At 64.7% G+C, this 13,113-nt stretch carries 12 protein-coding genes; 1 reads left to right on the top strand and 11 read right to left on the bottom strand.

From position 1 onward, the window contains the following. Positions 1–25 precede the first annotated feature (25 nt). From EWH10_RS19855 to EWH10_RS19840, 4 genes are all read right to left on the bottom strand, one after another. Positions 26–526 (bottom strand): L,D-transpeptidase family protein, encoded by a 501-nt coding sequence (locus tag EWH10_RS19855; protein WP_044660570.1) that lies wholly within the window; start codon positions 524–526, stop codon positions 26–28. Next, positions 523–1,581: a GTP cyclohydrolase II gene (ribA, locus tag EWH10_RS19850; protein ID WP_044660571.1), complete on the bottom strand. Its 1,059-nt coding sequence runs from the start codon at positions 1,579–1,581 to the stop codon at positions 523–525. Before ribA ends, EWH10_RS19855 begins: the two co-directional genes overlap by 4 nt. Further along, positions 1,581–2,378 (bottom strand): exodeoxyribonuclease III, encoded by a 798-nt coding sequence (xth, locus tag EWH10_RS19845; protein WP_044660572.1) that lies wholly within the window; start codon positions 2,376–2,378, stop codon positions 1,581–1,583. Before xth ends, ribA begins: the two co-directional genes overlap by 1 nt. Before the next feature lie 513 nt (positions 2,379–2,891). Beyond that, positions 2,892–3,545, bottom strand: coding sequence for a LolA family protein (locus EWH10_RS19840; RefSeq protein ID WP_044660573.1), 654 nt, complete (start codon positions 3,543–3,545; stop codon positions 2,892–2,894). Between the two features lie 331 nt (positions 3,546–3,876). On the opposite strand from EWH10_RS19840, the gene EWH10_RS19835 reads away from it, so the two are divergent. Then, positions 3,877–4,323, top strand: a complete 447-nt coding sequence (locus EWH10_RS19835) for a hypothetical protein (RefSeq protein ID WP_207212594.1) — start codon at positions 3,877–3,879, stop codon at positions 4,321–4,323. A 19-nt stretch (positions 4,324–4,342) separates the two neighbouring features. Here the strand turns inward: EWH10_RS19835 and EWH10_RS19830 are convergent, their stop codons facing one another. The 7 genes from EWH10_RS19830 to pgmG all read right to left on the bottom strand — a co-directional run bounded on the left by EWH10_RS19830 (position 4,343) and on the right by pgmG (position 13,106). Continuing rightward, on the bottom strand, positions 4,343–6,664 hold the full coding sequence (locus EWH10_RS19830) for an FtsK/SpoIIIE family DNA translocase (protein ID WP_044660574.1): 2,322 nt from the start codon (positions 6,662–6,664) through the stop codon (positions 4,343–4,345). Positions 6,665–6,895: 231 nt separating this feature from the next. Beyond that, positions 6,896–7,387, bottom strand: a complete 492-nt coding sequence (locus EWH10_RS19825) for a GNAT family N-acetyltransferase (protein ID WP_044660575.1) — start codon at positions 7,385–7,387, stop codon at positions 6,896–6,898. A 10-nt stretch (positions 7,388–7,397) separates the two neighbouring features. Continuing rightward, complete coding sequence (locus tag EWH10_RS19820; RefSeq protein WP_044660576.1) at positions 7,398–8,327, bottom strand: DMT family transporter; 930 nt, start codon at positions 8,325–8,327, stop codon at positions 7,398–7,400. A 40-nt stretch (positions 8,328–8,367) separates the two neighbouring features. Then, a complete protein-coding gene (locus EWH10_RS19815; protein ID WP_044662853.1) occupies positions 8,368–8,592 on the bottom strand; it encodes a hypothetical protein in 225 nt (74 codons plus the stop codon). 50 nt (positions 8,593–8,642) lie between these two features. Beyond that, positions 8,643–9,803, bottom strand: a complete 1,161-nt coding sequence (gene ispG, locus EWH10_RS19810; RefSeq protein WP_044660577.1) for a flavodoxin-dependent (E)-4-hydroxy-3-methylbut-2-enyl-diphosphate synthase — start codon at positions 9,801–9,803, stop codon at positions 8,643–8,645. Between the two features lie 180 nt (positions 9,804–9,983). Further along, on the bottom strand, positions 9,984–11,288 hold the full coding sequence (locus tag EWH10_RS19805; protein WP_065846193.1) for an OmpP1/FadL family transporter: 1,305 nt from the start codon (positions 11,286–11,288) through the stop codon (positions 9,984–9,986). 396 nt (positions 11,289–11,684) lie between these two features. Continuing rightward, positions 11,685–13,106: a phosphoglucomutase/phosphomannomutase PgmG gene (gene pgmG / locus EWH10_RS19800; RefSeq protein WP_044660578.1), complete on the bottom strand. Its 1,422-nt coding sequence runs from the start codon at positions 13,104–13,106 to the stop codon at positions 11,685–11,687. Positions 13,107–13,113 lie beyond the last annotated feature (7 nt).

Below are 13,113 nucleotides of genomic sequence, written 5' to 3'. Positions count from 1 at the left end.
CCCGCCTTCGCGGAAGGACGAACCTTCAGACGATCTCCATCACATCGCCCGGCGCCAGCAACGGCAACAGGCGCAGCATATCCGCCCGCTCCACCGCCACGCACCCCGCCGTGGGACGGCCTTCGGAAAGATGGAAGAAGATCGCGCTCCCCCGCCCCGGCACCGGCGGCGAGTCATTGTGCCCCAGCACGACGATCACATCATAGGCATCATCGTCCCGCAGCAGATTTTCCGCTGAAAAGGCGCGCGGCAGATGCACGGGCCGATTATAGGCCGGATCGGCCGGATCATCGGACCAGCCATCCCCTTCCCGCACCCAGCGCCACGGCAGGCGGATGCCCGCCGCCGCCGCCTTGCCCGGCCGCAGCAACACGCCCCGGACCGGCCAAATGCCCAACGGCGTGCAGCCATCCCCCTCCCGCTTGTCCGCCGCTGCACAGACGCCGCCGCGCCCGATGGTGCAGGGCATGTCCAAGTCACCGAAGAAAAGACGCCCCGCGCCCGCATCGACGCGGATGGCGCTCACAACTGATGCCCTGTCCGGTCCCGCTTGGTCGCGAGATAGCGCTCATTATGCGGATTGGAAGGCAGGATGATCGGCAGCCGTTCCGCCACCCTGATCCCGGCGGCTTCAAGCCCCGTCACCTTGTTCGGATTATTGGTGAGCAACCGCACCTCGTCCACGCCCAGCAGGTCCAGCATCCGCGCCGCCACGGAAAAGTCGCGCGCATCGATGGCGAAGCCCAGCCGGACATTGGCGTCGACCGTGTCGAACCCCTGATCCTGCAAGGCATAAGCGCGCAGCTTGTTGACAAGGCCGATGCCGCGCCCTTCCTGCCGCAGATAGAGCAATATGCCCCAGTTCGAATCCGCGATCTGGTGCAGCGCCTGATGCAGTTGCGGCCCGCAATCGCATTTCAGCGACCCCAGCACATCGCCGGTCAGGCATTCGCTGTGCAGCCGGATCACGGGGGGCGAGGAATCGCGCTGGCCCACGATCAGCGCGACATGCTCGCGCGGTTCGTCGGGACTGCGGAAGGCGACGATCTCCGCCGTCTCGCTGGCCGACACGGGTAGGCGGGCGCGCGTGGCGATGGCCAGATGCACGGCATCGTCATAAGCGTCGATGTCGGCGGCGCTGACCTCCGCCTCGCTGTCGCCTTCCGCCATCACGAAATAGGCCGGCAATATGCCCGCCAGCCGCGCCAGCCGCAGCGCCGCCTTGGCCGCTGAGGGCGCCGACAGCGGCTTCGCCATGAACGGCCCTTTGAGCGGCGAGGCAAGGTCCAGCACCGGGTCGGAGATCGCGGTCGCCACATCGACGTCGATCCACGGCGCCCGCGCCACCAGCACCGGCATGTCGGGATCGGCCGCCGCCAGCTGGTTGGCGAGCTTCAGCGTCTGCGCCCGCGCCGCGGAGATCAATATGTCAGCCTCTGCGCCCGGATCGAATCCGGCAAGCGTCACGGCATCAGCCCCCTCCACGGCCATCAGCCGCACGGCGCCGTCGGCGGCCTGCACGCGCACCGGCCAGCCCCGGCGTAGCGCGTCAATGGCGCGGGCGGCGGCGCGGGCGCTCATCAGAAGGCGAATTCCGTGATGATCGGCACATGGTCGGACGGGCGCGACCAGCCGCGGATCGGTTCAACCACGCGGTGGCTGACGGCCTTTTCCGCGACGTCCTGCGTCATCCACATATGGTCGAGCCGCCGTCCGCGATCCGATTCCGCCCAGTCGCGGGCGCGATAGCTCCACCAGGTATAGAGCCGCTGCGGCGCGGGATAGAATTTGCGGCCGATGTCGACCCAGTCGTTCGATTCCTGCAGGCGCGCCAGAATCTCGCACTCGATCGCCGTATGGCTGACGACATTGAGGAGTTGCTTATGGCTCCATACATCGCATTCCATCGGCGCAATGTTGAAATCGCCGGTCAGGATGGTCGGCTTATCCTCCAGCGTGGAGGACCATTGGATCATGCGCTCCAGGAAATCGAGCTTCTGTCCGAATTTCGGATTGACCTCCCGATCGGGCACATCCCCGCCGGCGGGCACATAGACATTCTCGATCCGGACGCCATTGTCCAGTCGCACGCCGACATGGCGCGCCTCCCCATTGGCCTGCCAGTCGAGCCGGTCGTCCTCCCGGATCGGAATCTTCGACAGGATGGCCACGCCATGGTGCATCGGCTGTCCGTTCAGCACCTGATGATTATAGCCCCGTTGCCGGAACAGCCCGGCCGGGAAGGTATCGTTCACCACCTTGGTTTCCTGCAGACACAATATGTCGGGCGATTCCTCCGTCAGAAAGCGCTCGACAATATCGAGCCGGGCACGAACGCTATTGATATTCCAGGAAGCGATGCTGAGTGTCTGAGGCATGGCTGATCCACTAAGACCCTCCGCCGCCCCGCGCAAGGGCGGCGAATGTCCCGGCAGACGGAACAGCGTTGGCGCCGTTCGACGTCCAGTTCAGGTGGAGCCGAAAATGGGATGTTCGAGCATCGGAGCGCAGCGCACTTCATGTCCGTGAGCACCGAAGCGCGGAAAATCGCGCTTTGCAGGCCCGCACAAGCTATAGCGCTGCGTTAAATCGGACGCAGGTCGCGCGCTCTCAGTTTTCGTTGTCGCATCGTTTGAAGCGCAAAACCGCTTCCCACTTTTCTGCGCGATGCTCCAAATGTCGGATCGCACCGAAAAGGCCCCCGCTCCGGGGGCATGGAACGGGGGCCTCGATCGCGCCCTTGAAGCGCTTTGCGGCGGGAGCGGGGTTCCGGGTAACAGGGGGGAAATCCCGGTTCCGTCTCGCGCCGTGGAGTTCCTTTTAGGGCTCGGGATATGAGCCTCAGATGAACGGTTCTGAAAAGTTTTCGGCCCGTCGCACCTGGGGCCCGCTTAACCGCCCGACGCGCGCCCCTTGGGCCGCGGGTCGGTCCAGCGGAAGGCGGAATCCGCCACGGGCACGCCATAGCGCTGGTTGCTGAGCTTCACCGCCGTCCGGTTGTTCTGCGAATCCAGCGCCACCCAACCATAGAGCTGCAAGCCCGCCGGGCTGCCCGCATCGCGTTTGAAGATCATGGTGATCGTGCCATATTCGGGCCGTTTGGGGTCGCGGGCCTGGACGGACAGCACGCTGGGATCGCCCGTCTGGATCACCTTGCCGAACTTCGACAGGTCCTTGGACGGATCGATCAACGCCCCCAGCGGCGAATTGCCGATCGGCCAGCGCTGCACCTGCCGCACCTCATAATCGATCATGGTCAACGCCTTGCCGTCGCCCACGATCAGCAAAGGCACGCCCTTCTGATACTGGAAACGGATCTTGCCCGGCTGCTTGAGGGTAAGCTGGCCGGTCAGCGTCTGGCCGTTGCGGTCCGTCTGGGCGAAATCGGCGGTCATGGTGGTGACGGCGCGGATATAGGCATTGACCTTCGACAGGTCCGACTGGTCGGCCTGCGCGGCGGCCGGCATCGCCGGCACCGCAAAGGGCGCGGCAGCGATCGCCAGGGCGGCCAGCGTCAGGCTGTGGGGCGCAAGGATGCGCTTCATGCAATCATCTCCGGTTGTTCAGGATGAGAAATGTAGGTGGCAGGGCTTGAACCCGCTGTGAACCCATTCGTTCCTGTCATGCAACGAATGGATTGTCCGCTTCAACGCTCAGCCCGAAGAATATGCGGGCTGGTTGGGAATCGGACACCCCTTTTATCCCTCTCCCTCAAGGGAGAGGGCCACGCAGACTTGGCAGCTTGCTGCCTTAGTCGTAGCTGGGTGAGGGGGTTGCGATCCAACGGATCGCGCGGCACTCCTCCTCATCCCAATCAGCCCAGGCTCCTTCGCAGCCAAGGCTTCCTATTCTTCTCCTCAAGGGCGAAGGAAGGTCTTGAATGGGCCATTCCCGGCCTTCGCCATCATGTCACGAAATGAAAACGGGAAGGGGGAGAGCAACATGGTCGCTCAATCCCCCTCTGCTCCCGCTTCGCCAGTGCCGGTCTTTCCGGCGGCCCCTCTCCCGATTTATTTTTTAGGCGCTGCGGTGAGCGGCCTCTGCTTAGCCGGGCGCGAAGACAAAAAAAAGGCCGATCCGAAGACCAGCCTGAAAGTTTTTAGGAGAGGATGCCTGAAAGGCAGGGCCTTCTTCGCCCAGATCGCGTTTCCCGGCAAATGCGAAGAACCGAAGGACGATTGCATGAAACGCAATCAGCCTTGGAAATCAGGGGTTTTTCCCGGCGCCACCGGGGTTTTGCCGCACGGCGATGATCCAGCAATCCACGCAAAAACCCGTTTCAGAGCGAAATGGGCAGTGGTTTTTTGGCATCAGCCCAAATGAAAATTTCACGCCGACCGGATCAGAGCGGATTGCCATTCTCGTCGCGCAGCACTTCGCGGCGGCCGACATGGTTGGGCGGACCCACCAGCCCCTGCTCCTCCATCTGCTCGATCAGCCGGGCGGCGCTGTTATAGCCGATGCGCAATTGCCTCTGGAGCCAGCTTGTCGACGCCTTCTGATTTTCGAAGACGAGTTGGCACGCCTTGCGGAAAAGCTGCGCGTCCGGGCTGTCGTCGCCCAGGTCGACACCATCGAGCGCGAAGCTGCCCTCCTCCGGCTCCTCGGTGACGGCGGCGATATAATCCGGCTGTCCCTGAGCGCGCCAGTGATCCGCCACCACGCGCACCTCGTCGTCCGACACGAAGGGACCGTGGACGCGCATCAGGCCCTTGCCGCCGTGCATGTAGAGCATGTCGCCCTTGCCCAATAGCTGCTCGGCGCCCTGTTCGCCCAATATGGTGCGGCTGTCGATCTTCGACGTGACGAAGAAGCTGATGCGGGTCGGCAGGTTGGCCTTGATGACCCCGGTGATGACGTCGACCGAGGGCCGCTGCGTCGCGAGGATCAGGTGGATGCCCGCGGCGCGGGCCTTCTGGGCAAGACGCTGGATCAGGAATTCGACTTCCTTGCCCGCCGTCATCATCAGGTCGGCCAGCTCGTCGACCACCACCACGATCTGCGGCAACGGCTGGAAATCGAGCTGCTCCTCCTCATAGATCGGCTTGCCGGTCTCGGGATCGTAGCCGGTCTGCACGCGGCGGCCGAGCGGCTTGCCCTTGGCCTTCGCCGCGCGGACCTTCTCATTATAATTGGCGAGGTTGCGGACGGAGATCGACGCCATCATGCGATAACGGTCCTCCATCTGCTCCACCGCCCATTTGAGCGCGCGGATCGCCTTGGCGGGCTCGGTCACGACCGGTGAGAGCAAATGCGGAATGTCGTCATAGGTCGACAGTTCCAGCATCTTGGGATCGATCATGATCAGCCGCAACTGATCCGGCGTCATGCGGTAGAGCAGCGACAGGATCATCGCGTTCAGCCCCACCGACTTGCCCGAGCCCGTCGTACCCGCGATCAGCAGATGCGGCATGGGCGCAAGATCGGCGATGATCGGCTCGCCCGAGATATTCTTGCCCAGGATGATCGGCAGCGTCGCTTCCTGTCCGAACTGCTCGCTGGTGATGAGTTCGCGGAAGGACACGCCCTCCCGGTTCGCATTGGGCAGTTCGATGCCGATCACGGTGCGGCCCGGAATCGTCGCCACGCGGGCCGAAAGCGCCGACATGTTGCGCGCAATGTCGTCCGCCAGCGCGATCACGCGGCTCGCCTTGATGCCGGGCGCGGGTTCCAGTTCATACATGGTGACGACCGGGCCGGGACGGACCTCCACGATATTGCCCTTCACATGGAAGTCGTCGAGCACCGATTCCAGCAGGCGCGCATTGCGTTCCAGCGCGGCCTTGTCGATCTTCTGCCCCTGGCTCGCGGGGGTTGGATTGAGCAGGTCCGGCGAAGGCAGGGAGCTGTTGCCGAACAGGTCGTCCTGGCTGACCGGCGCCATAGAGCGCTGCACGGGCGCAGGCTTGGGCGTCTGGATGTTGATCGGCGGCTTGGGCTCGTTGGTGACGGTCTTGCGCGGGGTTGCGACGCGCTCGAACGGCTCGTCATCTTCATCCGCGCCGACAACCGGCGCGGGACCGGCCAGAGCGAAAGCCGGCCGGGGCAGCGCCAGGCGCGGCAGAGAGGGCCGGCGCAACGCGATGATCGGCTTTTCCAGCGCCAGGCTGCGATACCAGAGGACAAGGCCCGCGATCAGCGTCAGGACGATCAGGATTCCGGTGATCCAGCCCTGCGCGGCGGGCGCCTGCGCCGCAAGGCTCATGACGCCCCGCGCCGTCACCAGCGCGATGATGCCGCCCCATCCGGCGGGCAGGCCGACCAGCGGATTGGTCTGGAACAGCGCCAGCGCGACGCCAAGCAGGACGATGCCGGCAAGGCACTTTCCGAACTGCGCCTTCCACCCGCTCATGTCCTGATCGCCCCACAGCCGCCGGGCGGTGATCGCCATCAGCGGCAGCACCAGCGCCACCGGCACGCCCAGCAGCCAGAGCAGGAAATCCGCGACCCAGGCGCCGGGCGCCTGCATGATATTCTGCACATGGTCGCCCGCCACCGTGTTCATCGACGGATCACTCGGCTGATAGCTGAGCAGCGCCAGCGCCAGGAACAGGGTCGCCAGCAACAGCGCGATCGCGCCGATCAGCGCACCGCTGCGGATCAGGCTGCGTTTCAGCATTTCGCGCCATTCCGGCGTGCGTTTGGCTCCGCGGCTGACAGCCATGGCGTCAATGTCCCCCAAATGTTCCGTTCGGGGACAATGCGCCGAGCGGGGAGTCCCCGTCAAGAGTCCGGCCCATCGGCTCGTCTCTCCGACTCCGTAACAATCCTTATGTCGACGGGCGGCGGACCGGCGCAAAAAGTACCGCCAAAGGAGACTTTGTCATGATCGCCACGCTTTATCCGACCCTCGTGATCGTCGCCCTGGGGGCCTTCACCGCCGTGCTGCTGGGCGTCAGCGTGCAGGACGCGCTGAGGCGAGGGCGCTGAGCGCATCGCCGTCGACGCGCTGCACCGTCCATTCGTCCATCGGCCGCGCCCCCAGCGAGCGGTAGAAGGCGATGGACGGTTCGTTCCAGTCCAGCACCCACCATTCCAGCCGCGCGCAATCCCGCTCCAGCGCTAGTTGGGCGAGGCGGGAAAGCAGCGCCTTGCCCGCGCCCAGCCCCCGCGCTTCCGGGACGACGAACAGATCCTCCAGATAGAGGCCGGGCCGTCCCTCGAAAGTCGAGAAATTGTGGAAGAAAAGGGCGAAGCCGATCGCCCTCCCCTCATTTTCCGCGATCAGCACCTCCGCCATTGGGCGCGGCCCGAACAGATATTTGTTGAGCGAGGCGCGGTCGGCCTTCACCTCATGGGACAGTTTCTCATAGTCCGCCAGGGCGAGGATGAAGGCGTGGATCGTGCCGATGTCCGATGGCACGGCCTCGCGAATGGTGACGGACATGCTTTTCCTTTCAGGCCACGGACGGTTCGACATGGGGCGGTTCGGCCGATCCCGCGCGCGACGCGATCAGGCACCCCAGCACGATCAGCAGCGCGCCGACCACCGTGGTCAGGGTCAGCCGTTCGCCAAAGGCGAGCCAGCCGATGATCGCGGCCCAGAGGAAAGCGCTATATTCGACCGGGATCAGCACCTGCGCCTCCGCCCGCGCATAGGCCCAGGCAAGCGCCGCAAGCGAGGTGAAGGCCAGCGTCGCGGCCAGCACCACCAGCGCCCATGAAGGCGCCGCCGGCACGACCGGCATCCCCTGGACAAGCGCCGCGAACAGGACGAACACCCCCAGCATCACGACATGCTGGAAGAAAGCGACCTCGATAGGGGAGGCGAGCTGCGCCTGTTGCCGCTGGAGGATCAGGTTCCAGGCGAACAGCACCGCCGAAACAAGTACCGCACCCGCGCCCAGCAGCGCATCCGCGTCATAATCGCCCCGCACGCGCCCCGACAGGATGACGGCAACCCCGACCAGCCCCAGCAGCGACGCACCGATGGCCTGCCGCCCGATCCGTTCCTTGAGCAGCAGCGCGGCAAGATACAGTGCGACCAGCGGCGCGATGAAGGACAGGGCGATGGCCTCGGCCAGCGGCATCCGCATGATCGCCCAGAAGAACAGGCTGGCCATCACCGCCACCACCGTCCCGCGCAGCATATGCAGCCGCAACACGGCGCGACCGGGCCAGCGCTGCCGGGTCAGCAGCATCAGCACCAGCCCCAGCAGGCTGCCCGCCACGGCGCGCCAGAACAGCGCATTGAACAGGCCGATGGAAAGGCTCAGCCCCTTCATGGCGGCGTCCATCACGGAAAAGAGCGCAACCCCCACGCAGCAGACGGCGAAGGCGAGAGGAAATGCGGTCGCCGGTGGGGCGCGGTCGGTGTCGCTTCCCATCCGGTGGCCTATGGATGCGGAACGCCGTGGATCGGCCCGGTCAATCGCGTGTCTTCCGGATCACGCGGCCGACAACCAGTTCGTCGATCTGAAGGCGCACGATGCGCGCCCCGCCGATACGGAGGCGGCCGATGGCGATCGCACCGATGGCGAGAGCGCCCAGCGCCAGCGCCCCCAGCGCCAGGCTGCCGATCGCCCCGGCGCCCAGGGCGGACGCACCCACGGCGGATGCACCCGTGGCTGTCGCAGGACGGGAAGCGGCCATGGCATCCCTCCGCTCAGTCGCCGCATCATCCGGGCTGGGAACGCCGCCGGTCATTCCGCCGCTTCCGCCTTGCCGGCGTCGGTGGTTTCGTCTTCCAGCCTGGCCGCTTCGATCTCCGCCGCCTTGGCTTCGACAAGGCCGACGATATGGTCGATCATGCCTTCGTCCTGCACCGTATGATCGGTGAGGCCGGAGAGATAGACCATATGCTTGCCCGCGCCGCCGCCGGTCAGGCCGATGTCGGTTTCCCGCGCCTCGCCGGGGCCGTTCACCACGCAGCCGAGCACGGAGAGCGAGAGCGGCGTGTGGATATGCTGGAGCCGTTCCTCCAGCGCCTGCACCGTGCGGATCACGTCGAAGCCCTGCCGCGCACAGCTCGGGCAGGAGATGACCTTGACCCCGCGCGTGCGGATGCCAAGCGATTTCAGGATTTCATAACCCACGCGCACTTCCTCTTCCGGCTCGGCGGAAAGGGAAACGCGGATCGTGTCGCCGATCCCGGCCCACAGGAGATTGCCGATGCCGATGGCGCTCTTCACCGTGCCGCCGATCAGTCCGCCCGCCTCGGTGATGCCCAGATGCAGCGGGCAGTCCACCGCTTCGGCCAGTTGCATATAGGCTGCCACGGCCAGGAAGACGTCGCTCGCCTTCACCGCCACCTTATATTCATGGAAATCCTGGTCCTGCAGCAGCTTGATATGGTCGAGCGCGCTTTCGACCAGCGCCTCCGGGCAGGGCTCGCCATATTTTTCGAGCAGGTCCTTTTCGAGGCTGCCTGCATTGACGCCGATCCGGATCGAGCAGCCATTGGCCTTGGCTGCGTCGACCACCTCCTTCACCCGCGCTTCCGATCCGATATTGCCCGGATTGATGCGCAGGCAGGCCGCGCCCGCATCGGCGGCTTCCAGCGCGCGCTTGTAATGGAAATGGATGTCCGCGACGATCGGCACGCGGGCAGCGCGGACGATCTGCTTCAGCGCGGCGGTCGACGCCTCGTCAGGGCAGGAGACGCGGATGATGTCCACGCCCACTTCCTCGCAGCGGCGGATCTGGTCGACGGTCGCCCGGACGTCATGCGTCGGCGTGTTGGTCATGGTCTGCACAGTGACCGGCGCGCCGCCGCCGACGGGGACATTGCCGACCATGATCTGGCGGCATTGCCTGCGGGCGATGTCGCGCCAGGGGCGCAGGCCGGGATTATGGTCGGACATGAAAAAGGGGCTCCGTGGTGATGGAGCCCCTATAGGGATTTATTGCGTCGGTTAGAAGCGCGAGCTGTCTTGCGTTTCAGCAAAGCTGAAACGTGCGCACCGGCCCTCACCCCACCCGACCGCCCATCAGGATACGATGTCTGGGCGGTCGGGTGGGGGTGAGGGCCGGTGCCGCTCCCATCAAAAACGCGCCGTCAACGAAGCGCCGATCTGGTCCGCATTGCCGCTGGTCCGCGACAGGGTGGTCGCCGTCACCGTCGCGGGCGCGGGATAATAGCTGTCCGGACGGATGATGTTCGCCTTTTCCACGAAAGTATGGGCATAGCTGACGTTCAGTGCGAAGGCGGGCGAGATGTTGAAGGTCGCGCCAGCCGTCAGCCAGGAACGGTCGCCATCGGGCACGCGGGTCGTCAGGTGCTGCGGATTGGTCGGCGTGCGGTCGAACATCGTCCCCGCGCGCAGGGTCAATGCCGGGCTGACATCATATTCGCCGCCCAGACTGACGCTGTAGCTGTCCTTGTAATCCAGTTCCTTGTTGCTGGTGCCGGCGGCGGAGGTGATGGCAATGCCCTTGAACTTCGACCAGCTATACCAGCGGGCGCTGATCATCGCACGCAGCTTCGGCGTCAGGCGGTGCATGAAGCCCACGGTGACGATGTCGGGCAGGTCCAGCGGGGCGGACGCATCCAATTCGCCATTGGCCGTGGCGATGGGCCCCAGCAGGCCTGAAATGGTCTGCGTGCCGATCAGCTTGTGCTTGACGCCGGAACGGTAGGAAACGCCGACATTGGTGTCGCCATTGGTGTAGAACAGGCCCGCATTCCAGCCGACCGTCCAATCGTCGCCCTTCAGCCGCGCGAAGCCGTCGGCCGGGGCCAGGGGCGAAAGCTGCGGCAGGGCGTTGGTCAGCGTCGCCTTCACATATTGCACGTCGACGCCGCCGCCGATCGAGAAATTGTCATTGAGCTTATAGGCGGCGCTGGGCTGGATATTATAGGTTTTGAGGTTGGTGTAGAGCGAGTCATAGCGGCCGAAGAAGCCGTCGTCATAATCCAGCTTCAACCCGAACGGCGCGTTGACGCCCAGGCCCAGCCACAGACGGTCGGTCGCCTGCGCTGTGACGTAGAAGCTGGGGATCGGAATGACCTTGTCGAACGGATTGCCGCCGTCATTGCCCGCAACCGGCACCCGCGCGCCCGGCAGGGTTGGAACGGTGCGATAGGTGCCGCGATTGGCCTGATGCGCGGAGGCCATCAGCGCGATGCCGCCGATCGAGGTCTGGATGCCCGACAGTTCCGTCATGGCCGCAGGATTGAAATAGACGGTGGACGGATCGTCCGCCGCCGCGCCGGCGCCGGCCAGCGCGCGCCCGGTTTCCTTGGGCGCCTGTTCCTGCAGGTAGAAACCACCCGCCAGGGCCGGGACGGGTGCCGCGAATACGCCCGACAACAGGACACTGGCAATGATGGGGCGGCGCAAGGGCATGATGAATCCTCTCTTCAAACTCGTCTGTGGCAAATGGCTTTAGCCGGAAAATGATCCCCTCGAAGCCACGGCCTTATTAGCAATATGGTTAAATTATCGTTCGAAAAGCCCTAATTTGCGGGGGTTTCCGTATCCTGCGCCGCCGGAATGCGAAACGACGCTACGGCAGGAAGCAAAAGAAGGGCGCTGAGCGGATGAAAAAAAAGCCGCCCCGGAGGACGGCTTGAAAGTTTTAGGAGAGGATGCCTGAAAGGCCTTTTCCTTTTGCGGTGCAGCGATGATTTTCGCAAATGCGAAAAGCTGATGTTCGATTGCATTTCATGCAACTGTCATGCTCCAGCCTGATTTCCGTAACGGAAAGGCAGGTCCGAACGGACCGCTTTTTCTGCCCGTTCATCAGGAATCGTCCTCGGAAATCCGAATCACGCCCGAATCGGCCAGTTGCGCATCGATCTCCGCGATCAGGCGCGCCAATCCTTCCTCATCCTTCGCCTCGGCCCGGATCACGAGCGAATCCTGGGTGTTGGAGGCCCTCAGCAGCCACCATCCATCGCGCGTGCCGACTCGCAGGCCGTCGGTTTCGTCGACGCTTGCGCCCAAGGCCTGCAATCGGGCGCGGACTTCCTCCACCACGGCGAACTTGCGGCTCTCCTCCACCGGAAAGCGGATTTCCGGCGTATTGACCATGGCCGGCATCTCATCGCGCAGCGCCGTCACGCTGCGGCCAAGCCGGGTCAGCCCCCGGATAAGCCGCACCGCGGCATAGAGCCCGTCGTCGAAACCATAATAATCGTCCGCGAAGAAGAGATGCCCGGTCATCTCCCCGCCCAGCGGAGCGGCAATCTCCTTCATTTTGGACTTGATGAGGCTGTGGCCGGTCTTCCACATCAGCGGTCGCCCGCCGAGCGCGGCAATCCGATCGAACAGGGCCTGGCTGGCCTTCACATCCGCGACGATCGTGGCGTTCGGCCGGTCCTTCAGCACCAGTTCCGCGAAGATACCCAGCAACTGGTCGCCCCAGATTGCCCGGCCCCGGCCGTCGACCACGCCGATCCTGTCGCCGTCGCCGTCGAAAGCCACTCCGAAATCGAGCTTCTTCGAGCGGACAAGCGCCTTCAGGTCCGCCAGATTCGCCTCGACAGTGGGATCGGGGTGATGATGGGGAAAATGTCCGTCTATCTGGGTGAAAAGCACATGATGCTCACCTGGCAGGAGCTTGACGAGCTTGTCCACCACCGGCCCGGCGGCGCCATTGCCGGCATCCCAGCCAATGCGCCAGGCGGCGCCGTCGAACCGCTCCACCAGCCGGGCGGCATAGCGGTCCATGATGTCGACGTTCTCGACCCGGCCCCCGCCTTCGCTCCCGCCTCCGCTTCCGGCAGTGCTCCAGTCGCCCGCCGCCGCCATCGCTCCCAGCTTCGCGATGGCCGCGCCGAAAAAGGCTTCATGCTGAAGCACAAGCTTGAAGCCATTATGATCGGGGGGATTGTGGCTGCCGGTTATCTGAATGCCGCCGTCCACATCCAGGACCGCTTCGGCATAATAGAGCATGGGCGTCGGGCCCAGGCCTATGCGCACGACATCGGCGCCGGAATCCTGAAGGCCCTGGACGACCGCCTGTTCCAGCGCCGGGGAACTCAGCCGCCCGTCATAGCCGACCGCGACCCTTGATCCCCCGGCCTGCCTGACGCCCGCCTGCCTGACGATCGTGCCGAAGCTGCGGCCCACGGCATAGGCATCTCCCTCGCCCAGCGTCCGGCCCACCACGCCCCGAATGTCATATTCGCGCAGCAGCGTGGGATGAAAGCGATGGGCCATGGCATCT

The organism is Sphingobium fuliginis (assembly GCF_004152845.1).
GTDB classification, from domain to species: Bacteria; Pseudomonadota; Alphaproteobacteria; order Sphingomonadales; family Sphingomonadaceae; genus Sphingobium; species Sphingobium fuliginis.
The sequence above is the reverse complement of the archived record's forward strand: the minus strand, read 5'-3'. Positions and strand labels throughout refer to the sequence as shown.

Excerpts from the sequence above, each read along its gene's own strand:
- ribA (WP_044660571.1), bottom strand. The coding sequence starts at position 1,581 with ATGAGCGCCCGCGCCGCCGCCCGCGCCATTGACGCGCTACGCCGGGGC.
- xth (WP_044660572.1), bottom strand. The coding sequence starts at position 2,378 with ATGCCTCAGACACTCAGCATCGCTTCCTGGAATATCAATAGCGTTCGT.
- EWH10_RS19840 (WP_044660573.1), bottom strand. The coding sequence starts at position 3,545 with ATGAAGCGCATCCTTGCGCCCCACAGCCTGACGCTGGCCGCCCTGGCG.
- EWH10_RS19830 (WP_044660574.1), bottom strand. The coding sequence starts at position 6,664 with ATGGCTGTCAGCCGCGGAGCCAAACGCACGCCGGAATGGCGCGAAATG.
- EWH10_RS19825 (WP_044660575.1), bottom strand. The coding sequence starts at position 7,387 with ATGTCCGTCACCATTCGCGAGGCCGTGCCATCGGACATCGGCACGATC.
- EWH10_RS19820 (WP_044660576.1), bottom strand. The coding sequence starts at position 8,327 with ATGGGAAGCGACACCGACCGCGCCCCACCGGCGACCGCATTTCCTCTC.
- EWH10_RS19815 (WP_044662853.1), bottom strand. The coding sequence starts at position 8,592 with ATGGCCGCTTCCCGTCCTGCGACAGCCACGGGTGCATCCGCCGTGGGT.
- ispG (WP_044660577.1), bottom strand. The coding sequence starts at position 9,803 with ATGTCCGACCATAATCCCGGCCTGCGCCCCTGGCGCGACATCGCCCGC.
- EWH10_RS19805 (WP_065846193.1), bottom strand. The coding sequence starts at position 11,288 with ATGCCCTTGCGCCGCCCCATCATTGCCAGTGTCCTGTTGTCGGGCGTA.
- pgmG (WP_044660578.1), bottom strand. The coding sequence starts at position 13,106 with ATGGCCCATCGCTTTCATCCCACGCTGCTGCGCGAATATGACATTCGG.